Annotated in this window: 22 protein-coding genes; 19 read left to right on the top strand and 3 right to left on the bottom strand. The window is 49.8% G+C overall.

Annotated features, from left to right (window positions below):
* Window positions 1-32 precede the first annotated feature (32 nt).
* From F0L74_RS20595 to F0L74_RS20545, 11 genes are all read left to right on the top strand, one after another.
* Complete coding sequence (locus F0L74_RS20595; RefSeq protein WP_149839805.1) at window positions 33-257, top strand: hypothetical protein; 225 nt, start codon at window positions 33-35, stop codon at window positions 255-257.
* A 187-nt stretch (window positions 258-444) separates the two neighbouring features.
* Entirely contained in the window at window positions 445-687 is a 243-nt protein-coding gene (locus tag F0L74_RS20590) for a hypothetical protein (RefSeq protein WP_149839804.1), read from the top strand.
* 28 nt (window positions 688-715) lie between these two features.
* Window positions 716-958, top strand: coding sequence for a hypothetical protein (locus tag F0L74_RS20585; protein ID WP_149839803.1), 243 nt, complete (start codon window positions 716-718; stop codon window positions 956-958).
* Window positions 959-994: 36 nt separating this feature from the next.
* Window positions 995-1,237 (top strand): hypothetical protein, encoded by a 243-nt coding sequence (locus F0L74_RS20580; protein ID WP_149839802.1) that lies wholly within the window; start codon window positions 995-997, stop codon window positions 1,235-1,237.
* A gap of 30 nt (window positions 1,238-1,267) precedes the next feature.
* On the top strand, window positions 1,268-1,504 hold the full coding sequence (locus F0L74_RS20575; protein ID WP_149839801.1) for a hypothetical protein: 237 nt from the start codon (window positions 1,268-1,270) through the stop codon (window positions 1,502-1,504).
* A gap of 135 nt (window positions 1,505-1,639) precedes the next feature.
* Complete coding sequence (locus F0L74_RS20570; protein WP_149839800.1) at window positions 1,640-2,935, top strand: radical SAM/SPASM domain-containing protein; 1,296 nt, start codon at window positions 1,640-1,642, stop codon at window positions 2,933-2,935.
* Window positions 2,936-2,959: 24 nt separating this feature from the next.
* Entirely contained in the window at window positions 2,960-5,164 is a 2,205-nt protein-coding gene (locus F0L74_RS20565) for a peptidase domain-containing ABC transporter (protein WP_246197776.1), read from the top strand.
* Window positions 5,154-5,657, top strand: a complete 504-nt coding sequence (locus tag F0L74_RS20560) for a hypothetical protein (protein WP_149839798.1) — start codon at window positions 5,154-5,156, stop codon at window positions 5,655-5,657. The genes F0L74_RS20565 and F0L74_RS20560 overlap by 11 nt, the downstream gene beginning before the upstream one ends.
* Before the next feature lie 18 nt (window positions 5,658-5,675).
* Window positions 5,676-6,569, top strand: coding sequence for a DUF6734 family protein (locus tag F0L74_RS20555; protein WP_149839797.1), 894 nt, complete (start codon window positions 5,676-5,678; stop codon window positions 6,567-6,569).
* Window positions 6,570-6,720: 151 nt separating this feature from the next.
* A complete protein-coding gene (locus tag F0L74_RS20550; protein ID WP_149839796.1) occupies window positions 6,721-8,049 on the top strand; it encodes an AAA family ATPase in 1,329 nt (442 codons plus the stop codon).
* Window positions 8,050-8,055: 6 nt separating this feature from the next.
* Entirely contained in the window at window positions 8,056-8,661 is a 606-nt protein-coding gene (locus F0L74_RS20545; protein ID WP_149839795.1) for an RloB family protein, read from the top strand.
* A gap of 6 nt (window positions 8,662-8,667) precedes the next feature.
* Here the strand turns inward: F0L74_RS20545 and F0L74_RS20540 are convergent, their stop codons facing one another.
* Complete coding sequence (locus F0L74_RS20540; protein ID WP_149839794.1) at window positions 8,668-8,922, bottom strand: hypothetical protein; 255 nt, start codon at window positions 8,920-8,922, stop codon at window positions 8,668-8,670.
* A 153-nt stretch (window positions 8,923-9,075) separates the two neighbouring features.
* Between F0L74_RS20540 and F0L74_RS20535 the strand changes: the two genes are divergently transcribed.
* A complete protein-coding gene (locus tag F0L74_RS20535) occupies window positions 9,076-9,759 on the top strand; it encodes a VIT1/CCC1 transporter family protein (protein WP_149839793.1) in 684 nt (227 codons plus the stop codon).
* A 7-nt stretch (window positions 9,760-9,766) separates the two neighbouring features.
* Here F0L74_RS20535 and F0L74_RS20530 read toward each other — a convergent pair whose 3' ends face one another.
* Together F0L74_RS20530 and F0L74_RS20525 are read right to left on the bottom strand one after the other, a co-directional pair.
* Window positions 9,767-12,112 (bottom strand): ABC transporter permease, encoded by a 2,346-nt coding sequence (locus F0L74_RS20530; protein ID WP_149839792.1) that lies wholly within the window; start codon window positions 12,110-12,112, stop codon window positions 9,767-9,769.
* A gap of 147 nt (window positions 12,113-12,259) precedes the next feature.
* Window positions 12,260-12,751 (bottom strand): nuclear transport factor 2 family protein, encoded by a 492-nt coding sequence (locus tag F0L74_RS20525; protein WP_149839791.1) that lies wholly within the window; start codon window positions 12,749-12,751, stop codon window positions 12,260-12,262.
* Window positions 12,752-12,947: 196 nt separating this feature from the next.
* Between F0L74_RS20525 and F0L74_RS20520 the strand changes: the two genes are divergently transcribed.
* From F0L74_RS20520 to F0L74_RS20490, 7 genes are all read left to right on the top strand, one after another.
* On the top strand, window positions 12,948-13,157 hold the full coding sequence (locus F0L74_RS20520; RefSeq protein ID WP_149839790.1) for a hypothetical protein: 210 nt from the start codon (window positions 12,948-12,950) through the stop codon (window positions 13,155-13,157).
* A gap of 112 nt (window positions 13,158-13,269) precedes the next feature.
* Window positions 13,270-13,632: a hypothetical protein gene (locus tag F0L74_RS20515; RefSeq protein WP_149839789.1), complete on the top strand. Its 363-nt coding sequence runs from the start codon at window positions 13,270-13,272 to the stop codon at window positions 13,630-13,632.
* 113 nt (window positions 13,633-13,745) lie between these two features.
* The gene (locus tag F0L74_RS20510; protein WP_149839788.1) at window positions 13,746-15,188 is read left to right on the top strand and encodes a TolC family protein; all 1,443 of its coding nucleotides are present in this window, start codon (window positions 13,746-13,748) and stop codon (window positions 15,186-15,188) included.
* 4 nt (window positions 15,189-15,192) lie between these two features.
* Window positions 15,193-18,390: an efflux RND transporter permease subunit gene (locus tag F0L74_RS20505; protein WP_149839787.1), complete on the top strand. Its 3,198-nt coding sequence runs from the start codon at window positions 15,193-15,195 to the stop codon at window positions 18,388-18,390.
* Between the two features lie 42 nt (window positions 18,391-18,432).
* Window positions 18,433-19,515, top strand: coding sequence for an efflux RND transporter periplasmic adaptor subunit (locus tag F0L74_RS20500; protein WP_149839786.1), 1,083 nt, complete (start codon window positions 18,433-18,435; stop codon window positions 19,513-19,515).
* Window positions 19,516-19,606: 91 nt separating this feature from the next.
* A complete protein-coding gene (locus F0L74_RS20495) occupies window positions 19,607-20,419 on the top strand; it encodes a hypothetical protein (RefSeq protein WP_149839785.1) in 813 nt (270 codons plus the stop codon).
* A 212-nt stretch (window positions 20,420-20,631) separates the two neighbouring features.
* Window positions 20,632-21,336 carry a hypothetical protein gene (locus F0L74_RS20490; protein WP_149839784.1) on the top strand — a complete coding sequence of 235 codons (705 nt, stop codon included), beginning with the start codon at window positions 20,632-20,634 and terminating at the stop codon, window positions 21,334-21,336.
* The last annotated feature ends 10 nt before the right edge of the window (window positions 21,337-21,346 follow it).

The following is a 21,346-nucleotide window of genomic DNA, read 5'->3' as shown; positions in this document are numbered from 1 at the left end:
GTCTTTTTATTGTTTAACTAAAATAAAGCATCATGAGAAAGAACATCGAATCTCTAATGAGCAGGCTGACGGCCAACAAAGATGGTACTATTTCCGGTGGTTTTGGGTCTATCCGGGGAGGGTTTAATCCATTTGCTTCGCCAACGGATAATGCGGAATGTTGTGGCACCAACAGCAACGGTTGCGTTAACTCGGGCGACTGTTCCGGATCGACCAACAAGGTGATCAAGTGCAGCAACACCGGTAACTGCTCCTGAGCAGACCCTTATTACAGCAGTACAGACAATTTAATTAACCCGTAACCCACGTTAGATCGCAGCGTTTGATTCATACTATCTGATAACCCGCTGATCACTCTTGTTACCGTATGAATGGCGCCCGCATTCTGTAAAATTTCCTGTTTTACGGCCAGAGAATTCAATCTGATCATTAAAGGAAAACACCATGAAAAACAATGTCAATTCCTTCATGAAGAAGTTGAAGGAAAATCCGGATGGCACTATATCCGGCGGCTTTGGCGCTATCAGGGGCGGCTTTAGCCTTAACCCGTTTACCGTAAACGAGGCCTGCGATAACTCCAAGACCTGCAGCGGAACAAATACCGGCGGCTGCACAAATTGCGGCACGTGCAGCGGTACGACCAATTCCGGCACCCAGTGTAATAACACAGGCACCTGCTTTGCCTGAGCAAACATTCACCTAAAGACTAACAATTATGATAAGGAAGAACATCCAGTCTTTTATTAACAAGTTGCAGGAGCACCAGGATGGCACTATGTCCGGTGGATTTGGCGCGCTGCGCGGCGGGGCCAGCTCAGTGCTATTCTCCACCAACACCAGCGGATGTACCAACAGCGGCACGTCCTGCAGCGGCAGCAATTCGCCTGTTTGCACCAACACTGTTAGCTGCTCCGGCTCTAATAGTCTCCACTGCAGCAACCAGGGTGTTTGCAGCTAGGTAAAACCCGATCCTCACACTCAAATCACACAGATCATGACAAAAAGGAACATTCAGTCTTTCCTCAACAAGATGAAAGAGAACCAGGATGGCACTATTTCCGGAGGGTTTGGCGCTATCCGGGGAGGTAATATGTCCGTACTGGATCTTGGTAAGAACTTCACCTGCGAGAACGGGACCTGCAGCGGTACTAACGAAACCGGCTGCGTAAATTCCGGCACTTGCTCCGGTTCTACCAATAATACGAGCTGTACGAACCTCTCCAGCTGTTTTGCCTAAGCATTGTTAACCAGGATTAAATGGTAAAATATGAAAAAGGACATTTTATCTTTCCTTGAAAAGCTAAAGGAAAACAAGGATGGCACCATTTCCGGCGGTTTTGGATCCATCAGGGGCGGCTTTACGTTATCCCGTTTTGGCACCAATAATAACAACTGTATCAATACCGGTACCTGCAGCGGCAGCAATTCCGGCGGTTGTACCAATGGTACCTGCTCAGGATCCAATAGCCCCATAGAGGCTTGCACGAATTTCTCGTGCTCCTGACAGCCAGTATAAAGCTTTACATCCGGAAGGGGGTGGAAGCTGTTGACCCAAAGACAACGGAAGCCCCCTTCCCTTAAAGGACACAAATGCATCCCCTGCATAATTGTTAAATGATCACTGCTTAAACTTTAGTTTATGAAAACAAGCCGATATAATATATTCTTTGATTACGAAGGCCAGAAAATTGGATTTAACAGCTACAGAAGGGAATATATAGCGCTGGATCCCATGCTGCATGAAATGTATGAGGCCTCCGCCAGGCGCGCTGACTTTTTGGAGCTGAGCGAAGTACACCCGGAGTTTTACAATTTTCTTGTAGAAAAAGGATTTTTAGTTGAGCCGGATATGGATGAGCTGGAGCAGGTAAAGAAGCTGGTAAACATGATAGATAATGACGAGTCGCGCTTTGAGCTTCATATCAATCCCACGATGAACTGCAATTTCAAGTGCTGGTATTGTTATGAGACCCATATAAAGGATTCGCGGATGGACGGGCATACACGGGAAAATGTGATCCGGTTTGTGAACGCGATATTGGAGGAACGGCCCTCCATCAGGGATTTCTCTATGTCGTGGTTTGGCGGGGAGCCGCTGCTGTATCACAAAAAAGTGATCATGCCCCTGTTGGAACAGGCTTATGAGATATGCCGCGGGAAGGGGATCACCTTTTCCTCTGCCATGACAACCAATGCCCTGCTGATAAACCAGGAGGTTATTGATCACGCCAAAAGATTTAATCTTTCGTTTTTCCAGATCACGCTTGACGGGCACCGGGAACGCCATGATAAGGTGCGCTTTGTTTCTAAAGAAAAAGGCTCTTACGACGCCATTGTGTCCAATATTAAACTGCTGATAAAAAACCAGTTGCGGGTGCTGGTACGGATCAACTGTTCACCGGAAACGATAGCCGGCCTGGAAGATATTGTCAATGATTTCGCAGACCTCACTGAGTTTGAGCGCAATTTTATCTCGTTTGATATCCATAAGGTTTGGCAGGAACATGATGTAATAGATAACGAGGCGCTGAGTGACGCGCGCTGGCTTTACCGGGAGAAAGGCTTTGTGGTATCCACGGCGGCTTATGATACGGTACTGAACTCCTGCTATGGGGATCACCGCAACCACGCCACCATCAACTATAACGGCGAAGTGTTCAAATGCACCGCCCGGGACTTCACCACTAAAAACAGCGAAGGGCTGCTAGGCGGTGATGGCCAGATCCAATGGAACCCGAAATACGAAAAACGGCTGAACAGCAAGTTCAAGAACCGGCCTTGCCTGGAGTGCCCCATTATGCCTATCTGTAACGGCGGTTGCTCCCAGCAGGCCATTGAGCATGAGGGCATTGACTACTGCGTACACGATTTTGACGAAAACAAAAAGAAGCAGGTAGTGATCGACCGGTTTTTGGAGTCATTGCTGGAAGCTTAAGTCTTAACACAGGAATCTATTATCGTGAGAAAATTTATTTTTCAGCGTCAATTTGATACGATCGATTGCGGTCCTTCCTGCCTGAAGATGATTGCCGGGTATTACGGGAAGCATTATTCCCTTGAATACCTGCGGGAAGCCTGTTTCCTGAGCAAAGAAGGGGTAAGCCTGCTAAGCATCAATGACGCCGCGGAGCAGATGGGTTTCCGGACCATGATGGCGCATATTACCGTGGATATGCTGATGAAGGATTGTCCTGTGCCATGTATCATACATTGGAATCAGAACCACTTTGTGGTGTTGTACAACGTGCGTAAACATTTGCTTTCGGGTAAGCTGTACTTTGTTGTGGCAGATCCCGCGCATGGCATCGTTAAAGTGGATAAGGACACTTTCCTGAAGGCCTGGGTATCCAATTTTGAAGGCAAGGGAACGGTGCTGGTCCTGGAGCCCACGCCCAATTTCTATTCCCGGCAGGCGGTAAAGGATAAACACCGTGGTTATGGTTTCCTGGTGCGTTACCTGGCGCCCTTTAAAAAGTATATCTCGCAACTGGTAGTGGGCATGGCGGCGGCCAGCGCGATCGCCATCGCCTTTCCCTTTCTTACGCAGCTGCTGATAGATGAGGGGGTTAGTAATAAAAACCTCTCCATCGTTTACCTGGTATTGCTCTCACAATTGTTCCTGTTTGCCGGCAGCACCGCTATCGATATTATCAGGAGCTGGCTGCTGGTGCATATCAATGCCCGTATCAGCCTTAATATCATCTCGGATTTCCTGATTAAGCTGTTAAAGCTGCCCATCCGGTTCTTTGACACCAAAGCTGTTGGCGATCTGTCGCAGCGGATCAACGACCATCACCGGGTAGAGAATTTCCTGACCGGGGTGGTGCTTACTTCTGTTTTTTCCCTGATCAACATTGTGCTGTTCACGGTAATACTGGCTTATTTTAACTGGATGATCTTCGTGGTGTTTGGCGCCTTTAGCACACTGGCCTTAGGTTGGGTGATGCTTTTCCAGAAAAAAAGAAGACAGCTGGATTATAAACGTTTTGTGCGGAATAAGGAGAACCAGGATAAGCTATACGAAGTGATCACCGGCATGCAGGAAATTAAGCTCTATGGCAGCGAGACCCCCAAGCGCTGGGAATGGGAGCAGCTGCAGGTGAAGTCTTTCAAATTGAATATGCGCAGCCTGGCCCTGGAACAGTACCAGCATACCGGTTTTATCTTTATCAACTCCTTAAAGAATATCATTATCTCTTTCCTGGCGGCTAACCAGGTAATTAACGGCCATATTACGTTGGGCGCGCTGCTCAGTATTTCGTATATCGTAGGGCAGACCAACGGGCCTATTGAGCAGGCGGTGGCTTTTATCAAAGCCGCCCAGGACGCCCGTTTAAGCCTTGACCGCCTGCAGGAGATACTGAGTAAAAAGGATGAGGAAGATACCGGCGCTGTTAAGGGAGAACAGCGCCCCGTACCAGAGCATGCCGCCATACGGATTGCGGATGTTTCTTTCCAGTATGAAGGGCCTAACTCGCCCTATGTGCTGAAGGATATCTCACTCAGCATCCCGAGGGGCAAGATCACCGCCATCGTAGGCACCAGCGGCAGCGGCAAGACCACCCTGCTCAAATTGCTGTTAGGCTTTTATGCACCGGTAAAGGGCAGCATACTGGTGGGCGATAACGACCTGCAGCAGCTCTCGCCTAAAGTATGGCGAAGCCATTGCGGTACCGTAATGCAGGATGGGTACATATTCTATGATACCATTGCCCGCAATATTGCCGTGGATGGTAAAGAAATTGACCCGGCGCGCATGGAAAGGGCGGTGGTGACGGCCAACCTGAAAGGCTTTATTGAAAGCCTGCCCCTGGGTTACACCACTAAGATAGGCGCCTCCGGCACCGGCCTCAGTGGCGGCCAGCGGCAAAGGATACTGCTGGCGCGGGCTGTTTACAAAGATCCTGATTACCTGTTCTTTGATGAAGCCACCAGCAGTCTTGACGCTAATAATGAAAGGGTGATCATGGATAACCTGCAGGCGTTTTTTAAAGGAAAGACGGTGTTGGTCATCGCACACCGCCTTAGCACGGTAAAGAATGCGGATCAGATCATTGTTTTGGAGAATGGCCGTATAGTGGAAAATGGCAGCCATGAGCACCTGATAAAGACAAAACGGCAATATTTTGAACTTGTAAGAAACCAATTGGAGCTTGGAAACTAAAATAAACGGCAAAGCTGTTAACAGGTATGAGCTGCGGAGTGATGATGTGCAGGAGGTAATGAATAATCCTCCGCACATGCTGATCACCTGGGGTATTGTAATGATCCTGGCGGTATTATGTATCCTTTTTGTTGTGCTGGACCGGTTCCGGATACATGAAAAACTGCATTTGCCCGTACTTGTTGCTGCCATGAAAGCAGGAGAGGAGGATAGCGTTACGGTGATACTGACCCTTAATATAGCCATGCCCACCAAGGTAAGAACGCAGCTGCCGGCACAACTGACCATCAACCCGCTACGGGATGGCGGACCGCCACTATCGTTATCCGGCGCCATAGACAGTATTGCCTATGCCCAATACGGGGTACCGCTTATTTTTATTAAAGCCGGGCATCGCGACCAGGCAATAAAGCCCGGCATGCCGGGCGTGGTTGCCATCAACATACAGGAGCGCTCATTGTTCTCCATGTTACTTGACCGCATTAAATTCTGACCTTAAAGCACTACAATTATGAAGATCGTTCAAACATTATGGTCCAATAATAAAAGCCTGCTAAAAAATGATTTCGGCTGGCTATCGCCCATGTACCATTTAATGGGCTGGACGCTCAGCTGTCTCCGGTTACAGGAGTATTATGATGATATACACCTGTACACAGACAGCCGGGCAAGCGAAGTCCTGATCGATTACCTGCGGCTGCCTTATAAGAAAGTACATCTCCATTATGATAATATCGGAGACTACAGTGAAAAGATGTGGGCGGTATCCAAGATAAACACCTATGCTACCCAGGAGAAACCTTTTATTCATGTAGACGGTGATGTTTTTATCTGGGAGCGCTTCAGCCCTGACCTGGAAAACGCCCCGCTCATTGCGCAGAACCTGGAGATAGGCACTGCCTGTTATAAGGATAAAATGGATTATATCCGCACAGATCTTACCTATATCCCGGAGTTTCTGAAGGAAGAGATAGATAAAGACTCTATTCCCTCTTATAATGCCGGTATCCTGGGAGGCAGCGATATTGAGTTTTTCAGACAATATGCTAAAATGGCTATGGAGCTGGCGGACAATAATTACCAGGGTGAAATGAAACATAAAGCCAACCTGGACTTTAATATACTTTTTGAGCAGATACTTTTTTATTCCCTGACGGCCAGGGAGGGCAAGCCGGTAACATGTTATTTTAAAGACCCGATCGTAGACAACGGTTATACCAAAGATTTCTGGGATTTTTCCGCTGTACCGTATAAGCAGAAGTACCTGCATCTGCTGGGCGGCCATAAGCGGAATAAAGAAGCGTGTACGCTAATGGGGCAGTTGTTGTTTCAGCACTATCCGGAGTATTATTGCAGGATCAATGTGCTGTTTCAGCAGCAGAAGGGGTATTTTGCGCATTGTTAATAATTAGGCATGCCGGAGCACGTCTAATTGGTGACGAGGGTGTTGGGTAGGCTGATAGTTCTGATTCTGCGGCGGGAAATTGTGGGTGATTTGTGAAGGATCTAATTATTTTTGTTATATTTGCGGTATATTAGCGAAAATTGACAAAATAATGATCCATTACGTAAAAATAACAAACTTTGGTCCTGTTAAGGATGAGGTTGAAATAAACTTCGAGGTGGCGGAGCAGGTGGATGAAGATGCATATGAGGTGACCATGCCGGATGGGAGGAAATTGCTCAAGCTTGCCTATATATACGGTGCCAATGCCTCCGGTAAAACAACGGTACTGAAAGCATTCGAATTTTTACGGAAATTGTTATTACAGCCAATCGTTAGTAAATCTGCGACGCTTGACTTTGAGCCCTTTTTATTTCAGGAGGCGCCCTATGAGCAACCTTCGCGTTTTGAATTGTCTTTTTATGCAGAGGGCACAAGGTATATTTATGAAATCTCTTTTACCAAGCAGGCGGTGATCAGTGAAAAAATTGTTGCCTATTGGTCAGCAAAACCAACTGAGATATTTTCCAGGTCAACTGATATGGGGAAAAGGTTAGCGAGTATCGAATTTGGCAGCAAGATCAAGGTGCCGGTAAGGGAAAGGGATTTACTGGAAAGTAATACGTTGCATAATAACACGGTAATTGGCGCATACGCCAAAACCAATGTGGATATACCAGAGCTTGAGAAATTGGATAAGTGGTTTAATGTGTTTCTGCTGGGTATGATCTCTTCTGCGCATGATCTCACGGAGACCACTGCTACCCTGATAGATCAAAACCCGATGATCACCCGGTGGATCAATACGTTTCTAAATAAGGCGGACTATCAGATCGTAGCGGTAAATGTGTCTGATTCCAACGATCAAATAGGCGTTCCGCTGGATGATGCTTTTCCAAACTTTGGGAACCGTTTTTCAAACGAGGGGCGCGTTAAAGTAACTCAGTCAAATGCAGGTACCTATCCATTTTATGGAGGTCCCAGCCAACGCAGGATAGATTTTATTCACCAAACGAGCGACCAGCAATTCTATCCACTGTCCATACTGGCTGAAAGCAGTGGCACCAAACGTTATTTTGGCCTTGGAGGGCCTTTGCACGAGTTGATCCATGGTGCGCGGCTGCTTTGTATTGATGAACTTGAGACCTCTCTTCATCCTGATCTTATGAAGCACTTTTTGCAGGTATTCCTGCTGAACGCTAAAAGTTCTCAGTTGCTTGTCACCACGCATAACATATCACTATTGGAAAACCAGGATTTTATCCGCAGGGATGCGTTGTGGTTTAGCGAAAAAAAAGACAACGGCGCTATCTCCCTTTATTCGGCGGCGGATTTTGACAGCGCCACGTTGAGGAAAGACGCCAGTATCATTAATGCATACCGGTCCGGAAAACTGGGCGCGAAGCCCAATCTTGGTTCACCTTATTTAAGAGACGAATAAGTATTTATGGCAAGAGTTACCCTAACACAACAGCATCGGAATACGGTGGCGATAGTAGGAGACGGGCAAACGGAGCGTATTTATTTTTCAGATGTCCGGGATACAGACCGGCCAGCCAATCTTTCTATTTTCCCGGATTATCCGCGGAAGATCGGTCATTACAAAGGCGTTTTAGACCGGGCGTTAGCGTTGCAGGAGACCTATGACCGTGTTTACGCTTTGGTTGATCTTGACAAAGTGATCCAGGATGGGCAGCAGGCCTGTTATGCCAGGGATAAAGCCGCGGCGGAAGCTGCAGGTGTTATAGTGCTTGAAAATAATCCCTGCTTTGAGACCTGGTTATTGTTACACTTTATGCATACAGGCCGTTCATTTACCAGTTGCAAGGAAGTGTGTACACAATTACGTGCAAAATGCCGGATCCCGAATTATGAAAAGAGTGAGCGGTTCTTAAGGAACGCCCGGCTTTATGGGGCCTATAAGGAATTGCTGGCAACGCAGGCCATTCCCAATGCGCGTAAATTGGAGAAAAGCAGGGCTGTTCAGGGACCGTTGTATCCCAGGGCAGAGACCTTCCGGTTTTTTCAATGGTATTTAGAAATGGGGAAATGAGGTTCTCTAATTACTCGAAAACGTCTCCTCCACCGTTTGCTGCAAAGCCGTTTTCCTATGCCGGCAAGGCTCCGGACGCTGCGCACGCGGATTGGTAAGGGTAAGTGTTAACCGTGTAGCGGCCGCCTTTTCCTGGGACACCGGCGCCGGACGCTCTTTTTCCGGGGCAAACAGGTAACAGATCAATAATACGCATAACACTACCGCTTTGCTCACGAGGTAAATGACGAGTATAGAGACGACGGGATCGTGATAGTACATTAGTCTTACTTTTTTGAGATTGCTCTTAAGGGTGATGACGGATATGGAATTGGTTTATAATGGATATACGGATGTAACACTACCCGGGTTGTCCCGCAATAGTAAATTACATAAATTTTAACATAATTTCAGGCCGATTTTATCCTGATCAATATGCACGAAGAACAGCATTTAGAAAGCTCTGATTTTATCCGGGACGTGGTTATTGGCATGGCAGACGGGCTGACGGTGCCTTTTGCCCTGGCAGCCGGCATCAGTAATGCCGTGAGCGACAACAGTATAGTAGTTACGGCGGGTATTGCGGAGATCATTGCCGGGGCTATTGCCATGGGCCTGGGCGGTTACCTGGCGGGCAAAACAGAGTGGGACCACTACCATTCGGAGCTGAAACGGGAATATTACGAGGTGGAGCATATGGCGGAGCAGGAAAAGAAAGAGATCCGCGCCATTTTTGCGGATTACGGGATCACCGAGGAAACCCAGCACCGGATAGCCGATGAACTGGCCATGGATAAGGACAAATGGGTATCGTTTATGATGCAGTATGAGCTGGGGCTGCAACAGCCGGACCCTGCCCGTGCCCGGAAAAGCGCCCTGACCATCGGGATCTCCTATATTGTGGGGGGATTGATCCCGCTGTCGCCCTATTTCCTGACCAGCCATCCGCAGGAAGGGTTTAAGATATCTGCCCTGGTAACGCTCATCTGCCTGTTTGTATTTGGCTATTTTAAGAGCAAGGCCACCGGACAGCCGTTATTGAGCGGCGCCCTGAAGGTGATGCTGATTGGCGCGGTGGCGGCAGCGGCGGCATATGGGGTAGCCAGGTGGCTGTCTTAATGGCCGGCTATTCTGATGCCAGGCTTTTTACAGGGCTCATCAGCGCTGCCTTAATGGATTGGGCGCTCACGGTGAGCAGGGCAACTGTTACAGAGAGCAGGCCGGCTACGGCAAACATCCACCATTGCAATGGTATCCTGTAGGCATATCCCTGCAACCATTGTTGAGCGGCATACCAGGTAAGCGGGCCGGCAATCAGGATGGCCAGGATCACCAGTTGTATAAAATCCCTGACCAGCAGCCGTATAATGGCGGCAACACTGGCGCCCATCACTTTACGGACACCTATCTCTTTGGTCTTTACCTGCGCCGTGTAGGCGGCCAGGCCAAACAAACCCAGACAGGAGATCAGGATGGCCACTATGGAAAATGTATCAAACAGCAGTCCTGTACGTTGCTCCGATCTATAAAGATCATCATAGGTCTCATCCAGGAAACTGTATTGGAACGGGAAGCCGCCGTTGTACCGTTCCCATAGCTTAGCTGCGGCTGCAATGGCCGTAGGGGCGTCTTTCCCGGTGGTTTTTACGTAGATCTCAGCGCTTTCCGGTTGATATTGAAAAACGGCGGGCTCGATCTTTTGCTTCAGGGAGGCGAAATGAAAATCCCTGACCACACCGATGATGGTACCTTCCTTATCCCACAGCTTAAAACGTTTGCCAATAGGGTCAGTAATGCCTGTTTCCTTTACGGCTGTTTCATTTAATATGTAGTGGCCGGAATCGGAAGCCACGCCAGTAAAACCTTTCCCGGCTGTTAGTTGCAGCTTAAAGACGGTCATAAAATCCTTATCTATGGCTAGTGGATGAATTAAAAAGCGCCGGTCAGGGCCTTTCCCATCCCAATCGGTCTTACCGGTGGTAACGCCAATATTGACGATCTTATCACCGGCAAAACTAACGCCCCGTATACCAAGTTGCTGCTGCAGCTCCGCTTTAATGGCGGCGGCATGCGGCTGCATGTCACGCATACCGAAAGTAAATACGTATTCTTTATCGTATCCCAGTTCTTTCTGATGCATATAAGCCAGCTGCCGGTCGAAGATAAGGGCGCCGGTGATCAATGCGGCAGAGACTACAAACTGGGCAGTTACCAGCGCCTTCCGGAAGAAAACCGTAGTTAAGCCGGCAGAGAGTTTTCCTTTTAATGCCTTTAACGGCTCAAAAGAGGATAATAATAAGGCGGGGTAAATACTTGATAAGGTCAGGGTAGCTAACAGGGTACCGGCCACTATGATATAGATCTGTACGCTTTGTAAGGCGGGTCTTATGTTCTTGCCGGCTATTTCATTGAAAAGGGGGATCAGGAGCCAAACCAATAAGAGCGCTATAACGGTGGCAATAACAAATACAAGGGCCGTTTCTACTATAAACTGCGTAAAGAGCTGGGATTTCCCGGCGCCGATCATCTTGCGTACGCTTACTTCCTTTGCGCGGACCAGGGCGCGGGCGGTGGACAGATTTACATAGTTAATGCAGGCGATAACCAGGATCAGGATACCTACGATCAGGAAGATCCTGACGGTTTGCATTTGCCCTTCGCTGCCGTCTGTTTTGTAAAGATGCATATCTGCCAGTGGCTGCAGGCTGTAAGGGTCCTGAATACCTATATCCTTATAATGATCACGGAGCATCCGGGCCAGTTTGGGGGTGATGATGCCTGGAGATGTTCCGGGGGTTAGTTGCAGGAATGTATTATAGTCAAAACTGCCCCAGTCTTCGTCCATATTCCTGGCTTTGCCTGCATACAGGCTCATGGGAAAAAGCATATCATAGCTAATGCTGGAATTTTCCGGAAAGTCTGCCAGGACGCCGGTCACCACAAAATTCTCCTTGTTATCGGCCTGAAGGATCTTGCCTAAAGGATCATCATTATTGAAATAACGTTTGGCTGCCGATGCAGTGAGGATAACGGAGTGATCTCCGCCAAAGGGAGTTTCCCGGCTGCCTTTTAATAGTTTGTAATCGAAAACAGTGAAGAAAGAAGGATCCACATAACCTTTCTTTTCTCCGGTGAACTGTTTGTCTTTGTATTCAAATAGGGTGAAGTCAAAGTTCCCCCGGATGCGTACTGCATTTTTTACTTCCGGGATGTCTTTTTTAGCGTAGGTTGCCAAAGGGGCGTGGGAATTAGCCCAGATCTGCCTGTCGCTCCCGCTGCCCATATTTGATAGCACGCGGTAAATGTTCCGGGTATCCCGGTGGAACCTGTCATAACTCAGCTCATTTTGTACCCAGAGGATAATAAGTATGCCTACGGCCAGTCCCAGTGAAAGACCGCCAATATTGACGGCGGTATAGAATTTATGTTTTAAGAGGCTGCGCCAGGCGATGCTGCAGTAATTTTTGATCATGGTTGAACAGTTTAGCAGGCAACATGTAATAGTTGCCGCAATAAAGCTGCCAATGCAGTAGATATATCGTTATCAGGCTGCTATATATTTTGGCTATCCGCTTTCTGTCCGGATATGAACACCTGCGCTACGATTTTGTTCATAGGGTTATTCCTTATCCTGGTGGTCAAAGCTTAACCCTCTTTTAAACTTCCATTGTCCCTGCTCCAGGATCCATACATGTACGAATTTAGCCCGGCTGTGCGCCGGGTTGCCGTTTTCCTGTGCGTAAAAACGATGGTCGCCCATTTGTATAGCGCCATAAAGCACATTGTTCTGCATAAGCGGGTAGACCTGCAGCGTGCCGTCCACCAGCTCCCGGCGGGGCCTGTTAGGCTGACTGCAGATATTGTTTGTTATGGTGCTGATAAAAGCGGCTTTGCTGGACGTAATGCCACCTTTATCGTGATAGAATTCAAAATCGTCGCTTAGCAGCTTTTCCAGCGTTACTGTGTCACATTTATTAAATGCTGCGTTAAACAGCAGGCTGTCCTGTGTTCTCAGGGTTTTATACAGGGGCGAGTCCAGCGGAACCTGGGCATGCGCAGGGGCCAAACGAAGGAGCAGCAGTACGAATAGTATGTATTTAATGCGTTGCATATGGTGTGATTGTATAGTGGAAGGATCATTTGCTGTGCCAAATACGTAAGGGGATGGTATTTAACTATTTAGAAGGATGGGGAAACTGCCCCGGCCGTTCGCTTTTGAACACTGTTGTCCAGAAATGGGCTACAGGCGGAATCATTCGTCCGATGGCAGCATTTTTGCAGCCCTGCTATTGTATAAACTTTGTGTTATGACAGTGAAAAAGAGCACCAATCAGAAACGCGCTATCAAAAGCGTAAAACGTAAGGTAGCGGCCACCCCTGTAAATAAGAAAGCGCCCAAGAAGGAATTTAATGATGATAAGAATAATACGCTGGAGGGTTATGATGAAAATGAATTTGATAACAAAGACAAGGCAGACGCGCAGCGCAAACGCGGGCGCAATGTTACCGGTGGCTGAATTGTATAGTGATTAAGGCTTGTTGCCCTATTAAAATTTCATTAAAACCTGTGGATATATTCCACATTTTGCGCATAATATAATACTTTAGCGCTCCATAAACCGGGGAGCATTGAGACGGCTAATAGAATACTTATTCCTTGCCAGCATGCTTTTCCTGTCCGGCCCGCACGGATGGGAGCGTATAGCCGCATGGCAATCCACCGCCGATGCCACCGCTTACTCTGCGCATACCGCCGCAGAGCTGCCCACCCGCCCCGTAGCCAGCACACTACACCAGTTAAAGCCCTGGAAAGAATACTTTAAACGCAGGCCGGTAGGTTTGAATGATGGTCATGAAGAAGGACTGGTCATTTACTCCTGCCATATACGCCCGCAGTTTGTATATATCCATACCCGTTATTACAGCCAGGTGCAGCCCTTTATTACGGTAGCCATTGACCTGAGCGACTGGCGCGGCCCTCCCGTAGCCTGATCTTCCCATTTCCAACATCGGCGCAAATGCTTGTCTGACGGCAATGAACAGCCGGCGGCAGTGTTATATGCATTACCCTGCGCCCTTTAATCTTTCACAGTAAATTAAACTGAATGACAGGCTATTGCAGTAAAGCAGTAGGTGTTGTAGCTGGCATTATTATGCTCGTTGCAATACAGGAAAAAGTATGCGCGCAGGGGTATTCCCTGCAGGCGTTAACAGACTCCGCAGCGCATCATCTACCCGCTATTTTACAGAAACAGGCTTTGGTTAACAGCGCCCAGGCAAACATCACAGACGTGCGGCATGCGGCCCTGCCCAGCCTTAAGCTGCAGGACCAGGTGATCCTCTCCACCGCCAATGGCGCCGCCGGTACTTATTTTCCCGGCGCTATCTCTACCTCCGGGGCTATCCGTAATGCCAATATCTACCAGCCGGCTACCGGCAATATTGGGATGGTATATGGCGAATACGAGCTGCTGAATTTTGGGCTGAATAAGGCCCGCGTAGCAAATGCCACAGTGAACAGGGATTTGCGTTCATCGGACCTTTCCCGCGAAATTTATCTTACCCGGCTGCAGGTGGGCAAACTGTATTTTACTATGCTGCGCAATCTTTATCAATTGGGGGTGGATCAGCAGAACATCAGCCGTTACGAGGCCATCTACAATGTGATACAGGCGATCACCAAAAGCGGGATCCGGGCCGGGGTGGATTCTTCGCTGGCGGGCGCAGAGTTATCCCGCTCGCAGATCAGCTATAACCAGCGGGTAGGAGAGATAAGGCAGCTGCAACAGCAGCTTTCTTTCCTGACGGGGATAGATAGCATCTCCATTGATACATCCGAACAACGGTATGCCCATTTAATGAAAAAGGACAGCCTGACCATGGACCTTTCCGGGAAACAGTATTCGCTGCAGGCGGATACCGCCTGGGGCAGCCTGGCGGATACGATCAATAACCCGCTGGTGGACTATTACCGTCACCAGCGAGAAGTATATACCGCTACCGCCAACCTGATCAAAAAAAGTTACCTGCCCAAGGTGTTGCTGGCCGGCGGCTTTTGGGCCCGCGGCAGCAGCGTGGATTATGATAATGATTATAACTACAAGGCCCTCTCTACCGGGCTGGGATACCAGCGCGTGAACTATGGGGTAGGGCTTACCGTGGTATATAACCTGTTTGACGGCGTGCACCGGAAAGATAAGCTGTCTGTGAACCGGTATAATATCCAGGCCAGCGATTATGGTTTGCAGCAACAGCAGCAAGCGCTTAAGACGGCCTTGCTACAGGCGCAGACAGCCATCGATGTAGATGAGCAGAACCTGCACCAGCTGCCGGTACAGTTGCAGGCCGCTGAGGATGCTTATTCCCAGAAGATGGCGCAGTACCGCGCAGGTATCATTAACCTGGTGGACCTTACCAATTCTTCGTTTGTGCTGTACCGTGCGCAAACAGATTATGTAGAGACCTTAAACGACTGGCTGCAGGCCAACCTGGATAAAGCCGCGGCTACCGGTAACCTGGACCAGTTTATTCAATCCGTTAAAAACTAATTGTATGGTAAGAGCCGCATTAAAACGACCAATCACCGTGCTGGTGCTCTTTATGGGCCTTATGCTGTTCTCGGTGGTGGCCATCCGCAGCATACCTATTGATATCTTTCCCAAGCTGAACCTGCCTACCATCTATGTAATAGAACAGTATGGAGGTATGTCGCCCAAGCAGATGGAGGGTTTCTTTGCCACCCGTATGCAGGACCAGTTCCTGTATGTGAATGGGATCAAGAATATTGAAAGTAAGAATATACAGGGGCTTTCCCTCATTAAGCTCACGTTTTATGAGAGCACGGATATGGCCGAAGCCTCCGCCCAGGTGGCGTTACAGGTGAACCGGAGCCAGTCCTTTTTTCCGCCGGGGGCGCTGCCGCCGCAGGTAGTGCGTTTTGACGCATCGTCCCTGCCGGTGGGCGAGCTGGTGTTCAGCAGTAAGACAAGATCGCTGAAGGAGATGTTTGACCTGGTGCTGACCCGGATCCGGCCGTTGTTTGCTACGGTGCCGGGCCTCTCCGCCTCGCCGCCTTTTGGTTCCAATGCGCGTACGGTGGTGATCAATGTAGACCCGCAGAAGCTGCGCACTTATAATCTTTCGCCGGACGAGGTGGTGACGGCTATTGCAAAGAATAATACCATTACGCCCTCCGGCAACCTGCGGGTGGGTAATACGATGTATGTAACATCTATCAACTCCCTGGAAGAGAAGGTGGCGCATTTTGAAGATATTCCCATCACCACCCGGGGTGTGACCTCTGTGTTTGTGCGGGATATTGCCCATGTAACAGATGGCGCGGACATTACGGTGGATTATGCGCTGGTAAATGGTAAACGTTCGGTATACATGCCGGTGGTAAAGACGGCGGACGCCTCTACCTGGGAAGTGGTGCAAAACCTGAAACATAAGATCCCGGAAATGAAAAGCCTGTTGCCGGATGATGTGAACATCAGCTACGAGTTTGACCAGTCTGTATTTGTGATCAACTCCGCCATGAGCCTGATGACAGAAGGTATACTGGGCGCTATCCTTACCGGATTGATGGTGCTGCTGTTCCTGCGCGACTGGCGCAGCAGCCTGGTGGTGATCGTGACCATCCCGGTAGCGATACTGAGCGCGGTCCTTTTTCTGCACCTGGCCGGGCAGACCATCAATATCATGACGCTGAGCGGTTTATCCCTGGCGATTGGCGTGCTGGTGGACCAGGCCACGGTTACCATCGAGAACATACACCAGCACCTGGAGATGGGTAAATCCAAACGGCAGGCTATCCTGGATGCGTGCAGCGAAATATCGTTTCCGCTGCTGCTGATACTGTTGTGTATACTGGCGGTATTTGCGCCTTCCTTTATCATGAGCGGCGTGCCAAAGGCCATGTTCCTGCCGTTGTCGTTGTCTATTGGTTTTGCCATGATCGTTTCGTTTATCGCGGCGCAAACCCTGGTGCCGGTGATCTCGAACTGGCTGTTAAAGGCGGAAATGTTCCAGCACGCGCATGCCGGTCTGGCACTGGATGATGGCGAGATACGCGAAGTGAACGCCCACCATCAGCAGGAAGACAAAAGTTTCTTTCCCCGCTTGAAAAGAGGGCTGGCCCACCGGCTGGAACGCTGGATGCCTAAACGGAAATTCATTGTGATCACTTACCTGGTGCTGGCCTTTGGGGCAGCGGGGTTGTGTTTTGTGATCATAGGCAAGGACCTGTTGCCCAAATCCAATGTAGGGCAGTTACAGTTACGCGTGCGGGAACCGGACGGCGCCCGCCTGGAAGTAACGGAGCGCACGGTAAAAGGCATTCTGCATATCATTGACTCCACGGTGCATAATCATGTAAACATCAGCTCCGCCTACGTGGGGCTGGTGCCCAGCAATTTTGGCACCAGTAACCTGTATATATTTTCCAGCGGCACGCAGGAAGGGCTGATACAGGTAAACCTGGATGAGGATTATAAGGTAAAGATGGATGATCTGAAAGACGAGCTGCGGAAACAGATCCTGCAGCAATACCCGGAAGTGAAGCTGTCCTTTGAGCCCATTGAGCTGACGGAGAAGATCATGGCGCAGGGCGCATCCACCCCAATAGAGGTGAGGGTAGCGGGCAAAAACTATGCGGATATTACCGCTTATTCGCAACGGCTGGTGAAGGCCTTGCAGGAGATCAGTTATTTGCGGGATGTGCAGATTGCGCAGCCGCAGCATTTCCAGAACATCAGCATCCGTATTGACCGGCAGAAGCTGGCACAGATGGGGCTTACTATTGACAATGTATCCCGGAGCATTACGGAGGCCACCTCCTCCAGCCGGTATACCAGTAAAAACCTGTGGCTGGATGAGCGCTCTTCCTATACCTACCAAACGCAGGTGCAGGTACCGGAATATATCATGAACTCTGTGGAGCAGATGAGCGCCATTCCGCTGGTGCCGGGCGCTATGCGGCCGGTATTGTCTGATGTGGCTACACTGAAGGTGGATACCGTTCCAGGAGAATATGACCGTGCGGGGCCGCGCAGGTTCCTGACCGTAAGCGCCAATGTATACAAACGGGACCTGGGTACCGCTACCACGGCCGTACAGCATGCCCTGGACGGCCTGGGCGAGAAACCGGCCGGCCTTATTGCGGAAGTGCAAGGCATGTCGTCCCTGCTTACGGAAACATTAGACTCTTTGCAAAATGGGCTGCTGGCCGCTATTGTGGTGATCCTGCTGTTGCTGGCCGCTAACTATCAATCGTTTGGCTTATCCGTTACCGTACTGGCCACAGTGCCGGCGGTACTGTTAGGCGCTATGCTGCTGTTGCTGGCCACGGGCGCTACGCTGAACCTGCAGTCATACATGGGTATTATCATGTCTACCGGGGTATCTGTGGCCAATGCGATCCTTATCGTGACCAATGCGGAGGCATTGCGGCTGGAATATAAAGACCCTTTTAAAGCGGCTGTTGTGGCTGCGAGTATCCGTTTGCGGCCCATCCTTATGACCAGTCTGGCCATGATCGCGGGTATGATCCCCATGGCCAGCGGGCTGGGAGAGTCCGGTGATCAGTCAGCCCCGCTGGGGCGCGCCGTAATTGGCGGTCTGGCGGCGTCCACATTTGCGGCGCTGTTCATTGTGCCGCTGGTATATGGCTGGGTACAGCAAAGCAAAACATTTGGTTCCGTGTCTTTATTGCCGGAGGATGAAGTAGAGGAAGCGGTAGCGGTACATTAAAAGATGTGTATTAAAAAAGATCATAAACAAGTTCAGTAGATCATGAAACAGTATATTATTATCCTCATTATAGCAGGCGGTTTATATGCCTGTTCCTCCGGTCAGTCTGCGGAGAAGAAGCCCACTGCGGCAACTGCCGCCAGCCCGCATTATGAAATGGCGCCGGTGAGCAAAGCCGGCGTGGCAGCGGCCATGAAGCTGCCTGCCCAGCTAAGCGCCTACCAGGAGATCACTGTGTTCCCTAAAGTGAACGGCTATGTGAAAGAAGTGCTGGTAGATATTGGCACTAAGGTGAAAAGAGGACAGCTGCTGATGTCGCTGGAAGATCCGGAGCTGGATGCGGCGGCAGTGCAGGCACGTGAAAAATACGCCCGTGCACAGGCAGACTATGCGATCTCAAAAGAGAACTATTCCCGCCTGCTGGAGGCCTCCCAGACAAAAGGCGCTATTTCGCCCATGGACCTGGCAGCCTCCAAAGCCAAGATGCAGGCAGACAGCGCGCTGTGTAACGCTGAAAAGGCCAGCTGGGAAATGCAGAAAGCCCTGATGGGCTATCTGCAGGTGACGGCCCCTTTTGATGGCGTGATCACGGAAAGGAATGTGCATCCCGGCGCGCTGGTGGGCCCTACTGCCAAAGACGCCAAACCCATGCTGGAGCTGAAGCAGGAGGACCGCCTCCGCTTACAGGTAGACGTACCGGAGAATATTGCCGGCAGCCTGGATAACCGCACTAAGATGGATTTTTACCTGAGCGCTTTTCCCGGCAAACGGATGTCTGCACAGATAGCCCGCCGCTCAGAAAACGTAAATACTGCCTACCGTATGGAGCGGGTGGAAATGGATATCTGGAACAAGGACGGGCAGCTGCACCCGGGTATGTACGCGGATGTGGTGCTGGACGCGGGCAGCAGCCATAACGCATTTTCCGTGCCTGTTTCTGCCGTGGTCACCTCCACAGAGCGGAAGTATGTGATACTGGTGCGCAATGGTAAAACTGTCAAACAGGACGTGATCACGGGTAACGCTACGGATGATAAGATAGAAGTGTTTGGCGATTTCCGGGATACTGACCGGGTGATCGTGAACGCTAATGACGAGATAAAAGAAGGAGAGGAGCTGCATTAGGCGGAAGGCGTGCCTGTTTTTGCTAAACGTATTTATATTTTAGCTAAATTAGTTGAAAATATATTCCTAATGAGCATAAAAACAATATGTTATGGCAAAGCAAACAGGCACGCTGACCTTTACCGGCAAGCTGGGTAATGTGACCGGCTATTACCGGAAGGGAAAACATGTGATCCGCAGGATACCGGAAACGGTACAGCAAACGGTGGCCACCAAACGGGCCGCCACAGGTTTTGGGACCATCAGCCGGAAAGGGCAGCTGATCCGTCAGGCCATTGTACCCCATTTGGGGCTTACGTATGACGGCAGTTTAGTGAACCGGTTGAATAAGGCGCTGGTAATGGCCGGCAAGCCGGAGCCGGGAGCTCTTAACCAAGATACTGCTATGCGGCCTTACCCGTTGGATGAGGCCAATGCAGCTTCCCGGCCTATAGATCCGCGGCCAGTAACGGCGAAGCCTATACTGCCAGTCACGCCGGCGCCGGTTGTACATCCGGACGATTGCCTGCGGGGGCTGCAAGGTTTTAGTTTTAATGGCAATAAGGGTATCAATAAACTGCTTAGCCAGATGCCGGCATTTACGGCGGAAGGCGTATTACAGATCCCGCCACAGCCCTTGCGCAGGATGGGCCCTGCTACACACCTGGAAGTGCGGGCGATTGGCGTAGGCATTGATTTTGAGCAGCAGCAGATCCTGGAGGCGCTGGAAACAAAGATCGTGGCAGACCTGGCGTCCCTGCGTTTGCCTGCGCTGGAGCTGCCGCTGATGGCGCCCGGTAAAGGCGTGTTGTTCGTAGTATTGCAGCTGCGCGCCTGTATAGTGGACAGGGGCATGGTATATCCGCTGGCTGACCGTCGTTATATGGCTGCGGATATTGTGGCGGTGATACCCACTGCAGCGTAATTGCATGGCAACTGCTGCGCAACGTTACTGCAACTGCTATGAAAGGTTACACCCTGCCACGGATTGCGGGGTAGCATTGCCGGGTGGTGATATCATCCTTTGAATAGCCCCTTCAGCCCTGGTTTCCTGTCCTTTATCATTATTCATTACAAAAAAGTTAAATATTTATTTCTTATGAATTAACTTTGCGGGCGAATAAGAGATTAGAGAAAATGAGAACGTTATTTATTATCCTGCTCCTGGCGGCAGGGATTCATCCTCGTGAAACATTGGCCCAGCAGCGTACAAAGACTACGCAGCAGACTAAAACCACACAAGCTAAAGCATCACGAACCACGACGAAAAGCGGCGCACAGAAAACAGGCACCAAGGCCAGCACATCAAAGACCAGTACGGCCAAAACGAGTACTGCCAAACGTACAAAGACTGCATCTACCGTGACCGCGGCAGCCGCCAAAGAAATCACTAAAGAACCGGTTGTTGAAGACGGCCTGCTTTCCTCCAAGGACATTATTGGCGTATGGCAGGAGAAAACGCCGCAGATGGCAGACGCCTGGCTGGCCTGCCTGCAGTTTTACCGGGATGGTAAGTTTGCCTATCACCGCAGCCAGTATGAAGATCTGAACCCATTCCTGAGCGTATATGGTCGTTACCGTATCAAAGGCAATACTTTATACCTGAAGGTGAAGAACCGGCGCGAATGGCGGGCCGGGGATCTTATCAACCCTTCCTCTGGCCTGCAACCGGGCATATTTGTATTGGACGGCGGTAAAGCAGTAACGGTACCGCAAAAAGATACGAGCCGCGAAATAGCCGTTGCCATCAGCGTATGTGATAAAACAGGGGCAACACCCTGTATCCTGTTCAACAGCGATAGTTATTTCAGGTTATCGACCAATCCTACCGTGTATAAATAGACTGTAGTCA

This window comes from Chitinophaga agrisoli, assembly GCF_008386695.1.
Classification (GTDB): domain Bacteria; phylum Bacteroidota; class Bacteroidia; order Chitinophagales; family Chitinophagaceae; genus Chitinophaga; species Chitinophaga agrisoli.
The sequence above is the reverse complement of the archived record's forward strand: the minus strand, read 5'-3'. Positions and strand labels throughout refer to the sequence as shown.